The 17805-nt window shown below is 72.3% G+C and carries 16 protein-coding genes and 1 pseudogene; 16 read left to right on the top strand and 1 reads right to left on the bottom strand.

The features are described 5' to 3' along the window. Nucleotides 1-19 precede the first annotated feature (19 nt). Genes ACZYRU_RS10515 through ACZYRU_RS10540 form a run of 6 tightly spaced genes read left to right on the top strand, consistent with a single transcriptional unit; the run spans nucleotide 20 to nucleotide 5275 of the window. Nucleotides 20-1789: an ABC transporter ATP-binding protein gene (locus tag ACZYRU_RS10515; protein ID WP_488957030.1), complete on the top strand. Its 1770-nt coding sequence runs from the start codon at nucleotides 20-22 to the stop codon at nucleotides 1787-1789. After that, nucleotides 1786-3603, top strand: coding sequence for an ABC transporter ATP-binding protein (locus tag ACZYRU_RS10520; RefSeq protein ID WP_488957031.1), 1818 nt, complete (start codon nucleotides 1786-1788; stop codon nucleotides 3601-3603). The genes ACZYRU_RS10515 and ACZYRU_RS10520 overlap by 4 nt, the downstream gene beginning before the upstream one ends. After that, nucleotides 3603-3953 carry a phosphoribosyl-AMP cyclohydrolase gene (gene hisI, locus ACZYRU_RS10525; RefSeq protein ID WP_488957032.1) on the top strand — a complete coding sequence of 117 codons (351 nt, stop codon included), beginning with the start codon at nucleotides 3603-3605 and terminating at the stop codon, nucleotides 3951-3953. Before ACZYRU_RS10520 ends, hisI begins: the two co-directional genes overlap by 1 nt. Continuing rightward, complete coding sequence (locus tag ACZYRU_RS10530) at nucleotides 3946-4563, top strand: Trp biosynthesis-associated membrane protein (RefSeq protein WP_488957033.1); 618 nt, start codon at nucleotides 3946-3948, stop codon at nucleotides 4561-4563. Before hisI ends, ACZYRU_RS10530 begins: the two co-directional genes overlap by 8 nt. 59 nt (nucleotides 4564-4622) lie before the next feature. Beyond that, the gene (locus tag ACZYRU_RS10535; protein ID WP_488957034.1) at nucleotides 4623-4823 is read left to right on the top strand and encodes an HGxxPAAW family protein; all 201 of its coding nucleotides are present in this window, start codon (nucleotides 4623-4625) and stop codon (nucleotides 4821-4823) included. Nucleotides 4824-4837: 14 nt separating this feature from the next. After that, nucleotides 4838-5275 carry a DUF2752 domain-containing protein gene (locus ACZYRU_RS10540; protein ID WP_488957035.1) on the top strand — a complete coding sequence of 146 codons (438 nt, stop codon included), beginning with the start codon at nucleotides 4838-4840 and terminating at the stop codon, nucleotides 5273-5275. A 141-nt stretch (nucleotides 5276-5416) separates the two neighbouring features. On the opposite strand, the pseudogene ACZYRU_RS10545 reads toward ACZYRU_RS10540, so the two are convergent. Next, nucleotides 5417-5641: pseudogene (locus ACZYRU_RS10545) on the bottom strand (DUF4190 domain-containing protein); the annotation flags it as partial. A 260-nt stretch (nucleotides 5642-5901) separates the two neighbouring features. On the opposite strand from ACZYRU_RS10545, the gene trpC reads away from it, so the two are divergent. The 10 genes from trpC (at nucleotide 5902) to ACZYRU_RS10595 (ending at nucleotide 17790) form a co-directional block, all read left to right on the top strand. After that, nucleotides 5902-6708 (top strand): indole-3-glycerol phosphate synthase TrpC, encoded by an 807-nt coding sequence (gene trpC / locus ACZYRU_RS10550; RefSeq protein ID WP_488957036.1) that lies wholly within the window; start codon nucleotides 5902-5904, stop codon nucleotides 6706-6708. Next, nucleotides 6705-7934, top strand: a complete 1230-nt coding sequence (gene trpB, locus ACZYRU_RS10555; RefSeq protein WP_488957037.1) for a tryptophan synthase subunit beta — start codon at nucleotides 6705-6707, stop codon at nucleotides 7932-7934. Before trpC ends, trpB begins: the two co-directional genes overlap by 4 nt. Then, nucleotides 7931-8728, top strand: a complete 798-nt coding sequence (gene trpA / locus ACZYRU_RS10560; protein WP_488957038.1) for a tryptophan synthase subunit alpha — start codon at nucleotides 7931-7933, stop codon at nucleotides 8726-8728. The genes trpB and trpA overlap by 4 nt, the downstream gene beginning before the upstream one ends. Further along, the gene (locus ACZYRU_RS10565; protein ID WP_488957039.1) at nucleotides 8721-9314 is read left to right on the top strand and encodes an SCO family protein; all 594 of its coding nucleotides are present in this window, start codon (nucleotides 8721-8723) and stop codon (nucleotides 9312-9314) included. The genes trpA and ACZYRU_RS10565 overlap by 8 nt, the downstream gene beginning before the upstream one ends. Before the next feature lie 30 nt (nucleotides 9315-9344). After that, nucleotides 9345-10322, top strand: coding sequence for a prolipoprotein diacylglyceryl transferase (gene lgt / locus ACZYRU_RS10570; protein WP_488957040.1), 978 nt, complete (start codon nucleotides 9345-9347; stop codon nucleotides 10320-10322). Between the two features lie 98 nt (nucleotides 10323-10420). Beyond that, nucleotides 10421-11470, top strand: a complete 1050-nt coding sequence (gene pstC / locus ACZYRU_RS10575) for a phosphate ABC transporter permease subunit PstC (protein ID WP_488957041.1) — start codon at nucleotides 10421-10423, stop codon at nucleotides 11468-11470. Further along, complete coding sequence (pstA, locus tag ACZYRU_RS10580; protein ID WP_488957042.1) at nucleotides 11467-12522, top strand: phosphate ABC transporter permease PstA; 1056 nt, start codon at nucleotides 11467-11469, stop codon at nucleotides 12520-12522. The genes pstC and pstA overlap by 4 nt, the downstream gene beginning before the upstream one ends. Continuing rightward, nucleotides 12519-14153, top strand: coding sequence for a substrate-binding domain-containing protein (locus tag ACZYRU_RS10585; protein ID WP_488957043.1), 1635 nt, complete (start codon nucleotides 12519-12521; stop codon nucleotides 14151-14153). The genes pstA and ACZYRU_RS10585 overlap by 4 nt, the downstream gene beginning before the upstream one ends. Continuing rightward, a complete protein-coding gene (locus ACZYRU_RS10590; RefSeq protein ID WP_488957044.1) occupies nucleotides 14150-16888 on the top strand; it encodes a hypothetical protein in 2739 nt (912 codons plus the stop codon). The genes ACZYRU_RS10585 and ACZYRU_RS10590 overlap by 4 nt, the downstream gene beginning before the upstream one ends. Continuing rightward, nucleotides 16888-17790, top strand: a complete 903-nt coding sequence (locus tag ACZYRU_RS10595; RefSeq protein WP_488957045.1) for a sortase domain-containing protein — start codon at nucleotides 16888-16890, stop codon at nucleotides 17788-17790. Before ACZYRU_RS10590 ends, ACZYRU_RS10595 begins: the two co-directional genes overlap by 1 nt. Nucleotides 17791-17805 lie beyond the last annotated feature (15 nt).

Below are 17805 nucleotides of genomic sequence, written 5' to 3' on the forward strand. Positions count from 1 at the left end.
TGCGAGGTTGCGGGCAGAAGTGAGCACAGGAAGCGGTACGACGTCCGCCGGGTTCGGCGTGCTCTGGGTGGCCATCAAGCGTGAGCCCTGGATCTTCGCGGTCTCGACGGTCGGGAGCCTGCTCTTCGGTGCGCTGACCGTCGCGGACGCGTGGGTGCTGGGCTGGTCGACCGACCACGTCGTGCTGCCCGCGTTCAAGGACGGCGAGATCGGCGGCGGCCTGCTCTGGGCGGTGCTGGGCCTGTTCGTCGGCGTCGCGATCCTGCGCGCGGTCGGCATCGTGGCCCGCCGGCTCGGGGCCGGCGTCATGCAGTACCGGATGCAGGCCCACAGCCGCCGCGCCGTCACCCGCCAGTACCTGCGCCTGCCGATGGAGTGGCACCAGAAGCACCCCACCGGCGAGCTGCTCTCCAACGCGAACTCCGACGTCGAGGCCGCCTGGGGGCCGATCGCGCCGCTGCCGATGGCGGTCGGCACGGTCGCGATGATGGTGATCGCGGTCGTGCAGATGCTGCTCACCGACCTGGCCCTGGCCGCGGTCGGCCTGCTCGTCTTCCCGCTGGTCATCGGCGTCAACGTCGTCTACCAGCGCCTCGCCCAGGGCTGGGCCACCCGCGCGCAGGAGCTGCGCGCCGAGCTCTCCGAGATCGCCCACGAGTCCTTCGACGGCGCGCTCGTCGTCAAGACGCTCGGCCGCGAGCCCGAGGAGACCCAGCGGTTCCGGGCCAAGGCCGAGGAGCTGCGCGAGGCCAACATCCGGGTCGGCCGGATCCGCGCCGCCTTCGACCCCACCCTCGCCGCCCTGCCGAGCCTCGCGGTCCTCGTCGTGCTCGTCCTGGGCGTGCACCGGGTCGTGTCCGGGTCGACGGTCCCCGGCGACGTCGTCACGATCGCCTACCTGCTCACCGTCGTCGCGTTCCCGATCCGGTCGATCGGCTGGCTGCTGGGCGACTTCCCGCGCAGCGTCGTCGGGTACCGCCGGGTCGCCGCGGTCATCGCCGCCACCGGCGCCATGGAGTACGGCGACAGGGAGGCACCGGCCGACCAAGGCGGCGCACGGCTCGAGGTCGACAGCGCGGCCTTCGGCTACACCGCCGACCGGCCGCTGCTGCGCGAGGTCACCTTCGACGTCGAGCCCGGCCGCACGGTCGCGCTCGTCGGTGCCACTGCCTCCGGCAAGAGCACGCTCGCCGGGCTGCTGGCGCGGCTGGTCGACGTCGACGCCGGTGCGATCCGGGTCGACGGGACCGACCTGCGCGAGCTGCGCCGGGGCGGACTCGCGGACGTGCTGGCCGTCGTACCGCAGAGCGCATTCCTGTTCGACGACACGGTGCGTGGCAACGTCACGCTGGGCATCGACGTGCCCGACGAGGAGGTGTGGGCCGCTCTGCGCACCGCCCAGGCCGACGGCTTCGTCGCCGCACTGCCGGACGGCCTCGACACACGGCTGGGGGAGCGGGGCACGTCGTTGTCGGGCGGCCAGCGACAGCGGCTCTCCCTCGCCCGTGCTCTCGTACGACGACCGCGGCTGCTCGTCCTCGACGACGCCACGTCCGCGGTCGACCCCGAGGTCGAGGCCCGGATCCTCGCCGGCCTCGGCGAGACCGACACCACCCTCGTCGTCGTCGCCTACCGCAAGGCGACGATCGGCCTGGCCGACGAGGTGCTCTACCTCGTCGACGGCCGGATCGCCGACCGCGGCCCCCACGCCGACCTGGTCGCCCGCAACGCCGACTACGCCCGTCTCGTGAACGCCTACGAGACCGAGCACGAGGAGGCGACCGCATGAGCACCGTCCTGCGCGCGCCCGAGCACACCCGCCTGGCGACCGGCGAGGACATCGGCGCCTGGGAGACCATCCGCCGCGGCGTCCGGCACTCGCCCGAGCTGGTCGAGGGGATCGGCTGGACGCTGGTCCTCGCCGTGCTCGCCTCGGTCGGCCAGGTCGTCGTACCGATCGCGGTCCAGCAGACCATCGACAAGGGCCTGCGCGGACCCGACGGACCGGACCCGACGTTCACCACCTGGCTCGCACTCGCCGCGACCGCCGCGATCGTGGTGACCAGCTGGGCGTCGTACGCCATGACGGCGCGGCTGTTCTCCTCGGCCGAGCGTGGTCTGGCAACGCTGCGGGTCAAGGCGTTCCGCCACGTCCACGACCTGCCCCTGCTCACGCAGAACACCGAGCGTCGCGGTGCACTCGTCTCGCGGGTGACCAGCGACGTCGACCAGGTCAGCCAGTTCCTGGTGTTCGGCGGCCTGATCTTCGTGGTCAGCGTCGGGCAGATGCTGATCGCGACCGTGGTGATGGTCTTCTACAGCTGGCAGCTCGCCGTCGTCGTGTGGGTCTGCTTCGCCCCGCTCTTCCTGAGCCTGCGCTACTTCCAGCGCAAGCTGGCCGCCGCCTACGGCACCGTACGACGCCAGGTCGGCGTGCTGCTCTCCGCGGTCTCGGAGCCCGTGGTCGGGGCGGCGGTCGTGAAGTCGTACGCGATCGAGGCGCGCACCCAGGAGCGGATCGACACCGCGATCGACGCCCACAAGGCGGCCAGCACCCGCGCCCAGGGCTTCACCGCGTTCTCCTTCAGCCTGGGCGGCATCTCCGCCGGCGTCGCCAACGCCGGCGTGCTCATCGTCGGCATCTGGCTGGGCCAGGGCTTCGCCTGGGGCGAGGGGATCACGGCCGGCGAGGTGCTCGCCTTCGCGTTCCTGGTGACGCTCTTCGTCGGCCCGGTCCAGATGGGCACGCAGATCCTCACCGACGCCCAGAACGCCATCGCCGGCTGGCGCCGCGTCATCGGCATCCTGGACACCCCTGCCGACCTGGTCGATCCCGGCCCCGACGGCCAGAGCCTGCCCAAGGGCGCGATCGACGTCCGGTTCGACGGTGTCTCCTTCGCCTATCCCGGCGGGGTCGAGGTGCTCAGCGACATCGAGCTCGAGGTCCCGGCAGGCCAGCGGGTCGCAGTCGTGGGGGAGACCGGCTCCGGCAAGTCCACCATCGCCAAGCTGCTCACCCGGCTGATGGACCCCAGCCGCGGCCGGGTCCTGCTCGACGGCATCGACCTGCGCGAGGTCGCTGAGACCGCGCTGCGGCGCAGCGTCGTACTCGTTCCGCAGGAGGGCTTCCTCTTCGACGACACCCTCGCGGCCAACGTCCGCTACGGCCGGCTCGGCGCCACCGAGGACGAGATCCGGGCCGCCGCCGACACCATTGGCCTCGGCGACTGGCTGGCGGGCCTGCCCGACGGCGTCGACACCCGGGTCGGCCAGCGCGGCGAGTCGCTCTCGGCGGGGGAGCGCCAGCTCGTCGCGCTGCTCCGTGCCCAGCTCGCCGACCCCGACCTGCTCGTCCTCGACGAGGCCACCAGCGCCGTCGACCCCGAGCTGGAGACCCGGATCGGCCGGGCCCTCGAGCGGCTGATGAGCGGCCGTACGTCGGTCACCATCGCCCACCGGCTCTCCACCGCCGAGGCTGCCGATGTCGTCGTGGTCGTCGACAAGGGGAGGGTCGTCCAGCACGGCCCGCACGCCGAGCTCGTGCAGCAGGCGGACACCCCCTACGCGAGGCTGCACGCGTCGTGGGTGGCCCAGCACGGATAATGGAGCACGTGACTTCCCTCCCCACCGAGATCGCCGACCGCCTCAAGCGCACCCCCGACGGGCTGGTGCCGGCGGTGGTGCAGCAGCACGACACCGGCGAGGTGCTGATGCTCGCGTGGATGGACGACGAGGCGCTGCACCGCACGCTGACCACCGGTCGGGCGACCTACTGGAGCCGCTCGCGGGGCGAGTACTGGGTCAAGGGCGAGACCTCCGGCAACCCGCAGCTGGTCAAGGAGGTCCGGCTCGACTGCGACGGCGACACCCTGCTGGTCAAGGTCGACCAGGTCGGTGTCGCCTGCCACACCGGCGCGCGCACCTGCTTCGACGACGGGCTGCTCCGTGGCTGAGGACGACGGCGCCCGCCGTACCTTCGGCCCGGTCGTCCTGCTCGGCCTCGCCGGCAGCGGCTTCGCAGCGGTCGCCGGCCACAAGGCCATGCTCGCGATCCCCGAGGCGACCCTGACCGCTGCCGGCGGCATCGCGCCGACCGTGCAGGAGCGCTCGGTGGAGTTCCCGCTCGCCGGCGCCCTGGCGCTGGTCGCGCTGGCCGCCTGGGGTGTGCTGCTGGTGACCCGCGGCATCGTGCGCCGCGGCGCCGCCCTGCTCGCGCTCGTCGCTGCCGCCGGCATCATCGTCGTGGTCGTGGTCGGGGGCTTCGTGCAGGACGACGACGCCACTGCCGATCTCGCCACCCGTCTCGGGCTCAACCTCACGGCCGTCGACGTCGAGCGCAGCGGCTGGCTCTGGATCGCCCTCGGCTGTGCCCTGGTCGCCCTCGTCGCGGCGGGAGCCGCCGTACGCCTGGTGCCGTCGTGGCCCGAGATGGGCAGTCGGTACGACGCCCCCACGGGCGCCGGATCGGCTGCCGCGGCGACCGCGGCCGAGGACCCGGCGGACCAGTCGAACCTCGACCTGTGGAAGTCCCTCGACGAGGGCCACGACCCGACCGACGGCTGAACCTCCTCACCCCCTAGAATCACACCCGATCCACCCGAACGAGCGAGGAGTTCCCTCTCATGGCCGACAACCACGGCAACACCCCCGCGGCCTGGACCGCCGTCCTCGTCGCGCTCGTCGGCTTCGTCGTGGGCGCGATCGGCATGTCCCTGCACCCGCTGAACTGGACCCTGTTCTGGGTCGGTACCGCGGTCGTGATCGCCGGTGGCGTCGTCTTCCTGGTGATGGCCAAGATGGGCTTCCACGAGGCCGGTCACTGAGCCAGGCCCCTGCCATGGCGCTCGCGGCTGAGCTGGCCCACACCGACGCTCCGGCGCGGTGGCGCCGGATGGTGCCGCCGGCCGCGCTGGTCGGCGGCCTCGCCGCGGCGAGCCTCGCGCTCCACCTGCGCGACCCGCACGACCAGGGCAGCTGGGGCGGTTGCCCGTTCGCAGCCGCGGGCTTCTACTGCCCGGGCTGTGGCGGCCTGCGCGCCGTCAACGACCTCACCAACCTCCAGCTCGGAGCCGCCGCCTCGAGCAACCTGCTCTTCCTGCTGGTCATCCCGTTCATCGTCTACGCCGTCGCGCGCTGGACGCACGGTCGCTGGACCGGGCAGGCCTGGGCCGTCCCCGAACGACGTGTGCTCGCGATGACCGGCCTTCTGTTGACGGCCATGCTGGTGTTCGCCGTGGTGCGCAACACCGGCGCCGGAGCCTGGCTCGCGCCCTGATCCCGAAAACGTAGGAGGCGCCGCCCGTCGGACGTCGGGCGGCGCCTCCGGGTGTCTGTCAGCGGCTGTCTGTCCGAGGGCGCTGTAGGCGGTGAAGGCCACGTTGCCGGCGCTCACGAGGATGATCCACACCACGCTGAGGACGACGCCGATCGCGCCGAGGATCAGGCCGGCGAGGGCCATGCCCTTGCCGGTCTTGCGGCCCTCGTCGATCTCCTTCTTGCCGAGGAAGCCGGTGACCAGCGCGGCGATGCTGAAGAGCAGGGAGCCGCAGCACAGCACGCCGAGGATGCCGGTGACGAGGGAGACGATGGCCAGCACGGAGGTCTGCTGGGGCTGACCGCCGTAGCCGGGCTGGCCGGGCATGCCGTAGCCACCCGGGGGCGGCGGGGGCGGGGTGCCGTAGTTCGGCGGCTCGTTGTAGCTCACGATGAGGTCCCTTCTCAGGTGTGCAAGGTGTCGGGCGGCCCGACCGAGTTGCGGGCAGTGTGTGGAACCCTAACGGCCGCGTGCCACACTCGACACCACGCGTTGGTGTGTCGGTGCCGTCGGACCGTTCCCACGCCGCGCTGTTTGAACCAGAGCGTGAACCAGAGCCCACCACAGAAACGTCACGGAGGCGTCAGATGTCGGCCCCCCAGGCCTCCCAGCCCACGGTGCTGGACGGGATCGTCGCCGGAGTGCTCGAGGACCTCGCCGCCCGTCAGGCGGTCACCTCGGAGGCGGACCTGCGGGCCGCGCTCGCCGACGTCGACCCGCCGCGCGACCCGATGCCCCACTTCCGCGCCCCCGGCTCGAGCGTGATCGCCGAGGTGAAGCGCAAGAGCCCGAGCAAGGGCGCGCTCGCCGACATCCCCGACCCGGCGGCCCTCGCGAGCGAGTACGCCGCCGGCGGTGCGGGCGCGATCAGCGTGCTCACCGAGCAGCGGCGGTTCGGGGGCAGCCTCGCCGACCTGCGGGCGGTGCGCGCGACGGTCGACACCCCGCTGCTGCGCAAGGACTTCATCGTCACCGAGTACCAGCTGCTCGAGGCCCGCGCGGCCGGCGCCGACCTGGCGCTGCTGATGGTGGTCTCGCTGCCCGGCGAGCGGCTGCGCCGGCTCCACGACTTCGCCCGGGAGCTCGGCCTCACGGTGCTGATGGAGGTCCACGACGAGGAGGAGACCGCCCGCGCGGTCGAGGTCGGCGCCGAGCTGATCGGCGTCAACGCCCGCAACCTCAAGACGCTCGAGGTCGACCTCGACGTGTTCGGCAGGCTCGCGCCCCTCATCCCGGACGACCGGGTCAAGGTCGCCGAGTCCGGCATCTTCGGTCCGCAGGACGTCGAGCGGTTCGTCGGCGAGGGTGCCCGCGTGGTGCTCGTCGGCGAGGCGCTCGTGAAGGACGGCGCACCGCGCCAGGCAGTCGCAGCAATGACAGGAATCAGTGGATGAGCAAGTTCGATGCCGACGCGTTCGGCTGGTTCGGGGGGACGGGCGCGTTCGGCGGCCGCTTCATGCCGGAGGCGCTGATGGCAGCGCTCGACGAGCTCGACGTGGCCTGGCGCGACGCGATGGCCGATCCCGCGTTCACCGGTGAGTTCGAGCGGCTGCTCACCGACTACGCCGGCGTCCCGAGCATGCTGTACGACGCCACCCGGCTCGCAGAAAGCCCGGGGGTCGCCGGCACGGGGACCAGGTTCCTGCTCAAGCGCGAGGACCTCAACCACACCGGCGCCCACAAGATCCGCAACGTGCTCGGCCAGGCGCTGCTCACCAAGCGGATGGGCAAGACCCGCGTGATCGCGGAGACCGGCGCTGGCCAGCACGGCGTCGCGTCGGCCACCGCCGCGGCGTACCTCGGCCTCGACTGCACGGTCTACATGGGCGAGGTCGACACCGAGCGGCAGGCCCTCAACGTGGCCCGGATGCAGCTGCTCGGCGCCGAGGTGATCCCGGTCACGAGCGGCTCGCGGACCCTCAAGGACGCCATCAACGAGGCGCTGCGCGACTGGGTCGCCAGCGTCGACGACACGGCGTACCTGTTCGGCACCGCCGCCGGGCCGCACCCGTTCCCGAGCCTGGTGCTCAGCTTCGTGCGGGGGATCGGCGACGAGGCGCGCCAGCAGTGCCTCGACCAGTACGGCGCGCTGCCCGACGCGATCGCCGCCTGCGTGGGTGGCGGGTCCAACGCGATCGGCCTGTTCGCCGGCTTCGTCGACGACCCCGAGGTGGCGATCTACGGCTTCGAGGCGGGTGGTGACGGCGTCGAGACCGGCCGCCACGCCGCGACCATCTTCGCCGGATCGATCGGCGTGCTCCACGGTGCGCGCACCTTCGTCCTGCAGGACGAGGACGGCCAGACCATCGAGTCGCACTCGATCTCCGCCGGCCTCGACTACCCGGGCGTCGGGCCGCAGCACTCCGCGCTCTCGGCGGCCGGGCGGGCGACGTACCTGCCCGTCACGGACACCGAGGCGATGGATGCGATGGCCCTGCTCGCCCGCACCGAGGGGATCATCCCGGCGATCGAGTCCGCGCACGCCGTCGCCGGCGCGCTGCGGATCGCCAAGGAGCGCCCGGGCCAGACGATCCTGGTCAACCTGTCCGGTCGCGGCGACAAGGACATGGGCACCGCCATGGACTGGTTCCACCTGGGCGAGGCGGGGGAGAGCAAGTGAGCACCACCAGCACCGCGTTCGAGAAGGCGCGTGCCGAGGGCCGGGCGGCACTGGTCGGCTACCTGCCGGCCGGCTTCCCCGACGTCGAGGGCAGCATCGCCGCGCTGACGACCATGGTCGCGGCCGGCTGCGACGTCATCGAGATCGGTCTGCCCTACAGCGACCCGGTCATGGACGGCCCGATCATCCAGGCCGCCGCCCAGCAGGCTCTCGACGCCGGCATCCGCACCACGGACGTGCTGCGGGTCGTCGAGGCGGTCGCCGCCACCGGCACGCCCACGCTCGTGATGACCTACTGGAACCCGGTGGAGCGGTACGGCGTCGAGCGGTTCGCGCAGGACCTCGCCGACGCCGGGGGAGCGGGCCTGATCACGCCCGACCTCACGCCGGACTACGCGCCCGAGTGGATCGCCGCGGCCGACGCGCGCGACCTCGACAAGGTCTTCCTCGTCTCCCCGTCGTCCACCGACGAGCGGATCGCGCTCACCACGGCGGCCTCGCGCGGGTTCGTCTACGCCACCGGCATCATGGGCGTCACCGGCACCAAGCAGGCGACCGCCGCGGGTGTCGCCCCGCTCATCGCCCGGACCAAGGCGACCACCGACCTGCCGGTCGGCGTCGGCGTCGGGGTCAGCTCCGGCGCGCAGGCGGCCGACCTGGCGTCGTACGCCGACGGGGTGATCGTCGGGTCCGCGTTCGTCCGCACCCTGCTCGACCACCGCGGCGACCGCGCGGCGGGCCTGGCTGCCCTCGCCGCGCTCACCGAGGAGCTCGCGGGAGGCGTCCGTGCGTAGGCTCGCCGCCCTCGTCGTGCTGGTCGGCCTGGCGCTGTCGGCCTGCAGCAGCGACCCCGACACGTTCACCGGCACCCGGCTGACGAACCCGTTCAAGGCCGCGGACGTCGAGCTCACCGACACCAGCGGGGCGCCGTACTCCCTCGGGGCCGACACGAGGAAGCCCCTGACCCTGGTCTTCTTCGGCTACACCAAGTGCCCGGACTTCTGCCCGATGGTCATGAACAACCTGGCCGCGGCGATGAACCGGCTCGACGCGGCTGACCGGAAGAAGGTCGACGTGGTCTTCGTGACCACCGACCCCACGGTTGACGACGCGAAGACGCTGCGGACCTACCTCGACCGCTACGACAAGGGCTTCATCGGCCTCACCGGGAGCATCGATCAGGTGATCGAGGCGGGTGACGCGCTGCACGTCTACGTCAGCGACGGCAAGAAGCTGCCCACCGGCGGCTACGACCTCGGCGGCCACACGACCAGCACGCTCGCCATCGACCCGCGCCACCAGGCCGTGGCGCTGTGGAACCAGGAGACCTCCAGCGCGGAGTTCGCCTCCGACATCCACGCGCTGCTGACCGACGACTGACACACGCCCCGGACACGACCAGGAGTCGCCGTGCTTCCCGCCCTCATCGCAGCCACGATTCCCAGCCCGTCGCAGGGTGTGTGGCACATCGGACCGTTCCCGCTGCGTGGCTACGCCCTGTGCATCATCCTCGGCATCGTCGTGGCGATCTGGATCGGCGAGAAGCGCTGGCAGGCCCGCGGCGGCACGCTCGGCGAGGTCCAGGACGTCGCCATCTGGGCGGTCCCGTTCGGTCTCGTCGGCGCCCGGCTCTACCACGTCGCGACCGACTGGGAGAAGTACTTCGGCTCCGGCGGTGAGCCGATCAAGGCCCTCTACGTCTGGGAGGGCGGGCTCGGCATCTGGGGTGGCGTCGCCCTCGGGGCGCTCGGCGCCTGGATCGGAGCCCGCCGTCGCGGCATCAAGGTGCTGCCGCTGCTCGACGCGCTCGCACCCGGGGTCCTGGTCGCCCAGGCGATCGGCCGCTGGGGCAACTGGTTCAACCAGGAGCTCTACGGCCGACCCACCGACCTGCCCTGGGGCCTGGAGATCCAGCAGAAGCACTGGCAGTGCCTCGTCGACGGCGTGCAGACCAGCGGGATCAGCTGCGGGACCGCGATGGGCGGCCCGTACGCCGACGGCACGGTCTTCCACCCGACGTACCTCTACGAGTGCCTGTGGAACCTCGCCGCCTTCGCGATCATCCTGTGGCTCGAGCGCCACCACCGCCTCGGCCACGGCCGGGTGATGGCGGTCTACGTCATGGCCTACACGCTGGGCCGCGGCTGGATCGAGTACCTCCGCGTCGACAACGTCCAGCTCGAGAACGTCCTCGGCCTGCGCTTCAACGTGTGGACCTCGATCGTGCTGTTCGTCCTCTCCGCCGCCTACTTCGTGTGGGCGACGAGGAACCGACCGGGCCGCGAGGAGCAGGTGTACGTCGACGGACGGGGGCCGTCCGCCGAGGCGGACGAGCCCGCCGAGGAGCCCGCCGACGAGCCCGCCGACGGGGACTCGTCCACCATTTGATCCATACCTGACAACTTAATACAGTCGATCCACTAGACTTAGTTTAGTTACTGGATCGGCCATTTCGGGGGCCATGACCGGGTAGGGGTGCCCCTCTCATGTCGCACGTCGCCGTCCCGACGCCCTCGGCGTCCCCACCGGACCTCGGTCCGGACGAGCCGGAGGATGCTCCCCGGGAGCTCCCGGTGCGCCACTCGTTCCAGGATCGGGTGTTCCTGCAGTCGGTCCGGGCGCTGGCCTTCGTGGTCCTCGTCATCACCTCGGGCATCGGCGTCTTCCTCGGCCTGCAGGCGATCCCGACGCTCGACCACTACGGGCTGTCCTTCTTCACCGAGTACCGCTGGCTGCCCAGCCAGGACGTCGTCGGGATCGCCGCGGTCGTCGTCGGCACCCTCCAGGTCGCGCTGATCGCGCTCGCGCTGGCGTTCCCGCTGGCGCTGCTGACCGCGTTGTTCATCACCGACTGGGCCCCCGAGTGGTTGCGGCCCCTCCTGGTCCGCCTGGTCGACCTGATGGCGGCGGTGCCGGGCATCGTGTTCGGCCTGTGGGTGCTGCTGGTCGTGCAACCGCACGCCGCCCAGGTGAACCACTGGATCAGCAAGCACTTCGGGTGGTTCCCGCTCTTCCACGTGCGCACCGACGTCGACTACCCGATCTGGAACCAGGCCCCGGGCTACCCGTCGTACGCCGGCTCCGCGGCCATCGCCGCCCTCGCCGTCACGATGATGATCTTCCCGATGGCGACCTCCGTGATGCGCGAGGTCTTCGCCGAGGCGCCGGTGGGGGAGAAGGAGGCCGCGCTCGCGCTCGGCGCCACCCGGTGGGCCATGGTGCGCACCGTCGTGCTGCCCTTCGGTCGCGGCGGCATCATCGGCGGCACCATGCTCGCTCTCGGGCGGGCGCTCGGCGAGACGATCTCCGTGGTGCTGGTGATCTCGCAGGCCTACGAGATCAAGCCGTACGTCCTCGAGTCCGGGACGTCGACGATCTCCGCGCTCATCGCATCCGGCTTCAAGGAGGCCTCGCCCGCGCAGCTGTCGGCACTGCTGACCGCCGGCTTCGTGCTGTTCGTGATGACGCTGGCCGTCAACAGCCTGGCCGCGGTCGTCGTCGCCCGCTCCCGTGGCGGCGGGGTGACCGAGCTGTGAGCGCCGGGATCGAGGAGGAGCCGCGCCGAGCCGGGCGTCGTACCCCGGAGGACCGGTGGACGCTGCTCGGGGCGCTGGCGGGCGGTACGGCGACCACCTGGCTGCTGTACACCCAGGTCCTGCCGTTCTCCGGTGCGGTCGGCTTCGTGCTGATGTGGTTCTGCGTCTTCGTGGCGTTCTACGCCGCGCTGACCGGGCTGGCCCAGCCCCGCCAGGTGGTGCTCGACCGGGTGGTGAGCGCGGTGGTGATCGCGGCACCGACCCTGGTCGGCCTGGCGGTCCTGAGCACCGTGGTGACGACGGTGCTCAAGGGCCTCCCGGCGCTGACCCACCTCAACTTCCTCTTCGACGACATGTCGGGCGTGCGGGCCGACGACCCGTTCACGCTCGGTGGCATCGGCCACGCCATCCTCGGCACCGTCATCGAGGTGGCCATCGCGGTGGTCATCGCCATGCCGCTCGGCCTGGCCACCGCCGTGTACGTCTCCGAGGTCGGCGGCCGGGGCGCGGTGCTGGTGCGCACCGTCGTCGAGGCGATGACCGCGCTGCCCTCGATCGTCGCCGGCCTGTTCGTCTACACGGTGTGCATCGTCAAGCTCGGCATGCCCACCAGCGGCCTGGCCGCCGCCCTCGCGCTGGCCGTGATGGCCCTGCCGATCATGGCGCGCGCCAGCGAGGTCGTGCTCCGGGTGGTGCCGAACGGCCTGCGGGAGGCGTCGTACGCCCTCGGTGCGGGGCGCTGGCAGACGGTGTGGAAGGTCGTGCTCCCGACGGCGCGCCCCGGGCTCGCGACCGCGCTCATCCTCGGCGTGGCCCGGGCCGTCGGTGAGACATCGCCGCTCCTGCTCACCTCCGGAGCCTCGACGTTCCTCAACGCCGATCCCACCCACAACCCGATGAACTCGCTGCCGCTGTTCGTGTACGCGGCCGTGAGCACCGGGAACCCGCAGATGGAGCAGCGCGCGTACGCCGCCGCGACGGTCCTGCTCGCGGTCGTGCTCTCGCTGTTCCTGCTCGCCCGGCTGGCGGCCAGGGGAAGGAAGAACCGATGAACCTCCGATTCGCTCCCACCCGTGCGGTCCGGCTCCTCGCCGTCACGATCGCGCTGCTGCTGGGGATCCTCGCCGGCCCGGGTGCGGCCGGGGCCGTCGCCCCGCACGCCCTGATCCAGGGCTCGGGATCGTCCTGGGCGGCCAACGCCGTCAACCAGTGGGTGGCCGACGTCGCCAACCAGGGCATGAAGGTGGTCTACACGGCCAACGGCGCCGCCCAGGGGCGCAAGGACTACGCCAACAAGTCCACCGACTTCGGCGTGACCGACTCGCCGTACCGCGGCAAGGACCCGACGACCGGCCAGCCGGACACCTCGCTGGGGCGCGAGTACGCCTACCTGCCGATCGTGTCGGGCGGCACGTCGTTCCCGTACCACGTCGAGGTCGGCGGCACGATGGTCCGCAACATCCGGCTGTCCGGCGAGACGATCGCGAAGATCTTCACCAACCAGATCACCAACTGGAACGACGCCGCGATCACCAAGGACAACAACGGCAAGGCGCTGCCGTCGATCCCGATCATCCCGGTGGTGCGGGCCGACGGGGCCGGTGTCACCAACCAGTTCACGACCTGGCTCACGGCGGAGTACCCCTCGATCTGGCAGGCCTGCAACGGCAAGGCCGCGCCGACCGACTACTTCCCGCTCAACTGCGGGCAGGCGCACGGCACGCAGAAGGCGCAGGCGGGCTCGGACGGCGTGATGAACTACGTGAAGTCGGCCAACGCCAACGGCGCGATCGCGATGGAGGAGTACTCCTACCCGCTCATGGCGAACTTCCCGGTCGCCAAGATGCTCAACAAGGCGGGCTACTTCACGCTGCCGACGCAGTACAACGTCGCCGTCGCCCTCACGCAGGCCCAGATCAACGGCGACAAGACGTCGATCGACTACCTCACCCAGAAGCTCGACGGGGTCTACGTCAACCCGGACAAGCGGACCTACCCGCTGTCCTCGTACGTCTACGCGATCATCCCGACCTCGGCGACCGACAGCCGGATGACGACCGCGAAGCGCCAGACGATCGCCGACTTCCTCTACCACTCGATCTGCCAGGGCCAGTCCGAGATCGGGCCGATCGGCTACTCCCCGCTGCCGATCAACCTGGTCCAGGCCGGCTTCGAGCAGATCGGGAAGCTCAAGGCGGCCGACCCTGCGGTCGACCTCACCCAGCGCGACGTGAGCACCTGCAACAACCCGACCTTCATCAAGGACCAGCCGGCCGTGAACCACCTCGCCCAGATCGCCCCCAACCCGCCGGAGTGCGACAAGGTCGGCAACGACCCGTGCACGGGCACCGAGGGATCGTTCAACGAGAACCCCGGAGGCAAGGGCAAGAAGGGTGACAAGAGCGGCGGTACGGCGACGCCGGGCGCCGCGGCGCCCACCGACGCCGGCACGCCGGCCGACGTCGCGCCGGCACCTGTCGAGGGCGCCCAGGGCGACCTCGGGCTGCCCGCAGCGGGTGCGACCGGCGGGGGAGAGGCGGGCGCCGTCGTTCCGGTGACGCTCGCGGCCGACGCCCACGCCGGTCCGCCGCGCGTGCTGACCGCACTGGTGATCGGACTGTTCCTCGGGGTGCTCGTCATCCCGGGCGCGGTCGGCGCGCTGGTCGGACGGGGACGCCGGTGAGCGCGCGGGTCCGGGTCGCGCTCGCCGCGACCCTCGTCGCCGCCTCGACCGTGATCGGCGTACCCGTCAGCCTCCCGGGAGGCATGGGGATCCCGGCCGCCGAGGCGGCCGGGACCAGCGCGAGCGTGACGGCTGCCCGCGTCTTCGTCGACGCCGCCGGGACCGAGGAGGAGGTCGCCAGCCACGACGTCACCCTGCACGTCTCGGAGACCGAGAACCTGCGTGGGCGCCAGGAGATCCGGGTCAGCTGGGAGGGCGCCCAGCCGACCGGTGGCGTGGTGAGCGACCCCAACTCGGCGTCGGGCCGCCTGCAGGAGTACCCGTTCGTGCTGCTGGAGTGCCGTGGCGTCGACCGCGCGGGCGACCTCGCCGCGGGCCAGGAGCGGCTCACGCCGGAGACCTGCTGGACCCAGACGGCCGCAGAGCGCTACTTCCCCGACGACGGCGTACCGCCCTGGCGCTCGGACCGGTACGCCGCGGCCGAGGACCGCGACGCGATCGTGGGCGCCCCGGCCGACCGCCCGGCGTCGTGCCCCCGCCGGTTGCCTCCTGCCGAGCGCTGGCTGCCGCTGCGTGCAGCCGACGGCACGGTCTACTACGGCGGGCCCAGCCCGGGACTGGGCTGCATCAGCACGGCCCCCGAGTCCGACGAGAGCGGCGCTGGGGGCCTGCCGACCAACACCGTCTACGGGATCACCGGGAAGGACGGGCGTGGCAGCGCCCAGTTCGCGGTGTGGACCAAGGACGAGAACGCCACGCTGGGCTGCTCGGCCGCCGTCGACTGCGCCCTCGTCGCGGTCCCCGTCGTCGGCATCAGCTGCGACGCCTTCGGCACCGCGCTGCCCGCCGAACGGCGACTGAGCGAGACCAAGGCCGCCAGCGCCGACGCCGCCTGCCGCGCCCCGGACCGGTACGACGCCGGGCAGTCGCTGGGCGTCGAGGCCGCCAACCCCGCGGTCGCCGGGGCGATGTGGTGGTCCGCGTCGAACTGGCGCAACCGGATCACCGTGCCGCTCCACTTCGCGACCACCGGCGACGTCTGCAACGTCGTCGGCGGCGCGGAGCCACAGGCGCTGTTCGGCTCGGTCGCGCTCAACGAGCTGACGGCGTCGTGGCAGCCCAGGTTCTGCACCGACAAGGCGCTCTTCGCCTTCAACCACGTCCAGGCCGCCGACGGCGCGGCCCGGAACCTGCTCGACAGCGGGGACATCGACGCCGCGCTCGGTACGGCGCCCCGCTCGGGCGGGTACACCCGACCGGTCGCGCGCGCCCCGCTCACCCTGACCGGCTGGGCGATCGGCTACGCCGTCGACGGCGCCGACGGACAGCCCTACGACGACCTCCGGCTCAACGCCCGGCTGATCGCCAAGCTGCTCTCGCAGTCCTACTCGGCGCTCCCGGTCATCAAGGACGACCACGCCGGTCTGAAGGGCAACCCACTCAACCTCCTGGCCGATCCGGAGTTCACCGCGCTCAACCCGGGACTCCCGTCCTCCTCGGTGGTCGAGGCGGAGGCGACCTTGCAGAGCCTGGCCACCGACGCCGACCTCACGTGGGCGCTGACCAGCTACCTCGACGCCGACCCCGACGCCCGGGCCTGGCTCGACGGCGATGCGGACCCGTGGGGCATGAAGGTCAACCCGGCCTACCGCGGCATCGAGCTGCCGGTGGAGTCCTGGCCGCTGCTCGACAACTGGCCGCTCGACGACCAGGCCGCGCTCGACAAGATCACCAGCAGCCCGGTCAACATCTGCTACAACCGCAGCCCGGCGCCGTACCTCGCACTGGTGGCCAACCCGGTCGCCAACGTCGGCACGATCCTGCAGAACCTGCAGTACGCCGTCTCCGGGGCCCGCACCCGTTGCAACGCCGACGACGCCGGCGACCTCAGCCAGCTCGCGCTCAAGCAGCAGGGCCGCCAGCAGGTCGGGCACCGGTTCGTGCTCGGGATCGTGCCGCTCTCGGCGGTGCACCGCTACAGCCTGCGAGCCGCCCACCTCGAGACGGCGGACGACACCTTCGTCGCCCCCGACGACGCCGGCCTGGACGCAGCGGCTGCGCTGCTGCGACCCGACGAGACCGCCGCCGACTGGGAGCTGGCCTACGACGACCTCGCGACGACCGGCAAGGCGGCCTACCCCGGCGCGATGCCGGTGTACGCCGACGTGCCCACGAGCGGCCTGGTCACCACCACGGCGCGACGGCTGCAGAAGCTGCTGTGCTACGCCATGACCGACGGTCAGGTGCGGGGGTCGGCCAACGGCCAGCTGCCGGACGGCTATCTCCCGCTCAGCGCAGACCACGGTCTGGGCGCCCTGCGGGCGCGCACGCTCAACGTCGCCGCGGTCGTGGCCGCGCAGTCGGGCCAGCTGCCTGCCCTGGACGCGGCCGCGCCGACGGTGAAGACCGCGTGCGCGGCTCCGAAGAAGGTGCCGGAGGAGAAGCCCGGGGGCAAGAAGGCACCCGTCGCGGCGGGACCGGCGGTCGTCGTACCGCCGGCGGCCGCCCCGGCAGCCGGCCCCGGCGCCGCGGCCCCCGCAGCCGCGCCCGAGGTGGTGGACGCCGCCGTCGTGCCGACGGCGGGCGAGTACTCACCGTTCGGCAGCTACGGCGTGCTGACGCTGCCGCTGCTGGTGCTGCTGGCCGCGCTGGCCGGGGTCGTGGTGCGGTGGTCGGCCGAGATCCGCGGGCTCGCGCGCGGCGCGCGCCGCCTGGTCCTCCGCAAGGGGGCGTGATGAGCGAGCGGACCCTGCTGCGCACCGAGGCGATCGACGCCTCGCCACCGCCCCGGAGCGCCGGCCCGGACCGCCGGCGTGCCGGCTCTGGCGGTCTGTTCCTCCTCGCGCTGCTCGCGGGCTGGTTCCTCGTCTACTTCACGCTGCTCAGCGGGTTCGAGCAGGCCCACGCCCAGCGTGCGCTGTACGGCGAGCTGCGCACCGAGCTGGCCGAGGGCACCGCGCCGACCGGCGCCCCCGTCGCCCTCGGCGCCCCGGTGGCCCTCCTGGACATCGGCGTGCTCGGCCTCCGCTCGGCCGTCGTGGTGGAGGGCACCCGCAACGAGCAGCTGCAGGACGGCCCCGGCCACCAGCAGGGAACCGTCCTTCCCGGCCAGACCGGCGTCAGCGTGCTGCGCGGACGGTCGGTCTCGTTCGGGGCGCCCTTCGCCCAGATCGGGTCGCTGCGCCCCGGCGAGGTCGTCGGTGTGACCACCGCGCAGGGCAGCTTCCGGTACGTCGTCGAGCGGATCCGCCGCAAGGGAGACCCGGTGCCCGCGCCTCCGGCCGCCGACGGGTCGCGGCTGATCCTGGTCACCGCCGGTGGCAGGACCGGTCTCGGAGCACTGCGCCCGTCCGACACCGTGTACGTCGACGCCCTGCTGACGGGCACGGCTGTCGCCGGCGGTCCGGTCGGCCCCGCCGATCCGGAGACCACCGGGATGAGCGGGCGACTCGATGCCGGCACGCTCGGCCTGCTCGCGCTCTCGCTCCAGCTCCTGGCAGCCGCTCTCGCCGGCCTGCTGTGGGCCTGGCGCCGCTGGTCGACGACCGCGGCCTGGATCGCCGGGCTGCCGGTCGTCGTCGCCGCGCTCTGGCTCGTGTCGTCGATCGCGACCCGGCTGACCCCGGGGCTGATCTGACTGCCGTGACAGGCA

Source organism: Nocardioides sp. F233 (genome assembly GCF_057813895.1).

What these genes read in the sequence shown, in the direction of transcription:
- ACZYRU_RS10520 (WP_488957031.1), top strand. Translation starts at nt 1,786, where the DNA reads ATGAGCACCGTCCTGCGCGCGCCCGAGCACACCCGCCTGGCGACCGGC.
- hisI (WP_488957032.1), top strand. Translation starts at nt 3,603, where the DNA reads ATGGAGCACGTGACTTCCCTCCCCACCGAGATCGCCGACCGCCTCAAG.
- ACZYRU_RS10535 (WP_488957034.1), top strand. Translation starts at nt 4,623, where the DNA reads ATGGCCGACAACCACGGCAACACCCCCGCGGCCTGGACCGCCGTCCTC.
- ACZYRU_RS10540 (WP_488957035.1), top strand. Translation starts at nt 4,838, where the DNA reads ATGGCGCTCGCGGCTGAGCTGGCCCACACCGACGCTCCGGCGCGGTGG.
- trpC (WP_488957036.1), top strand. Translation starts at nt 5,902, where the DNA reads ATGTCGGCCCCCCAGGCCTCCCAGCCCACGGTGCTGGACGGGATCGTC.
- trpB (WP_488957037.1), top strand. Translation starts at nt 6,705, where the DNA reads ATGAGCAAGTTCGATGCCGACGCGTTCGGCTGGTTCGGGGGGACGGGC.
- pstC (WP_488957041.1), top strand. Translation starts at nt 10,421, where the DNA reads ATGTCGCACGTCGCCGTCCCGACGCCCTCGGCGTCCCCACCGGACCTC.
- ACZYRU_RS10585 (WP_488957043.1), top strand. Translation starts at nt 12,519, where the DNA reads ATGAACCTCCGATTCGCTCCCACCCGTGCGGTCCGGCTCCTCGCCGTC.
- ACZYRU_RS10595 (WP_488957045.1), top strand. Translation starts at nt 16,888, where the DNA reads ATGAGCGAGCGGACCCTGCTGCGCACCGAGGCGATCGACGCCTCGCCA.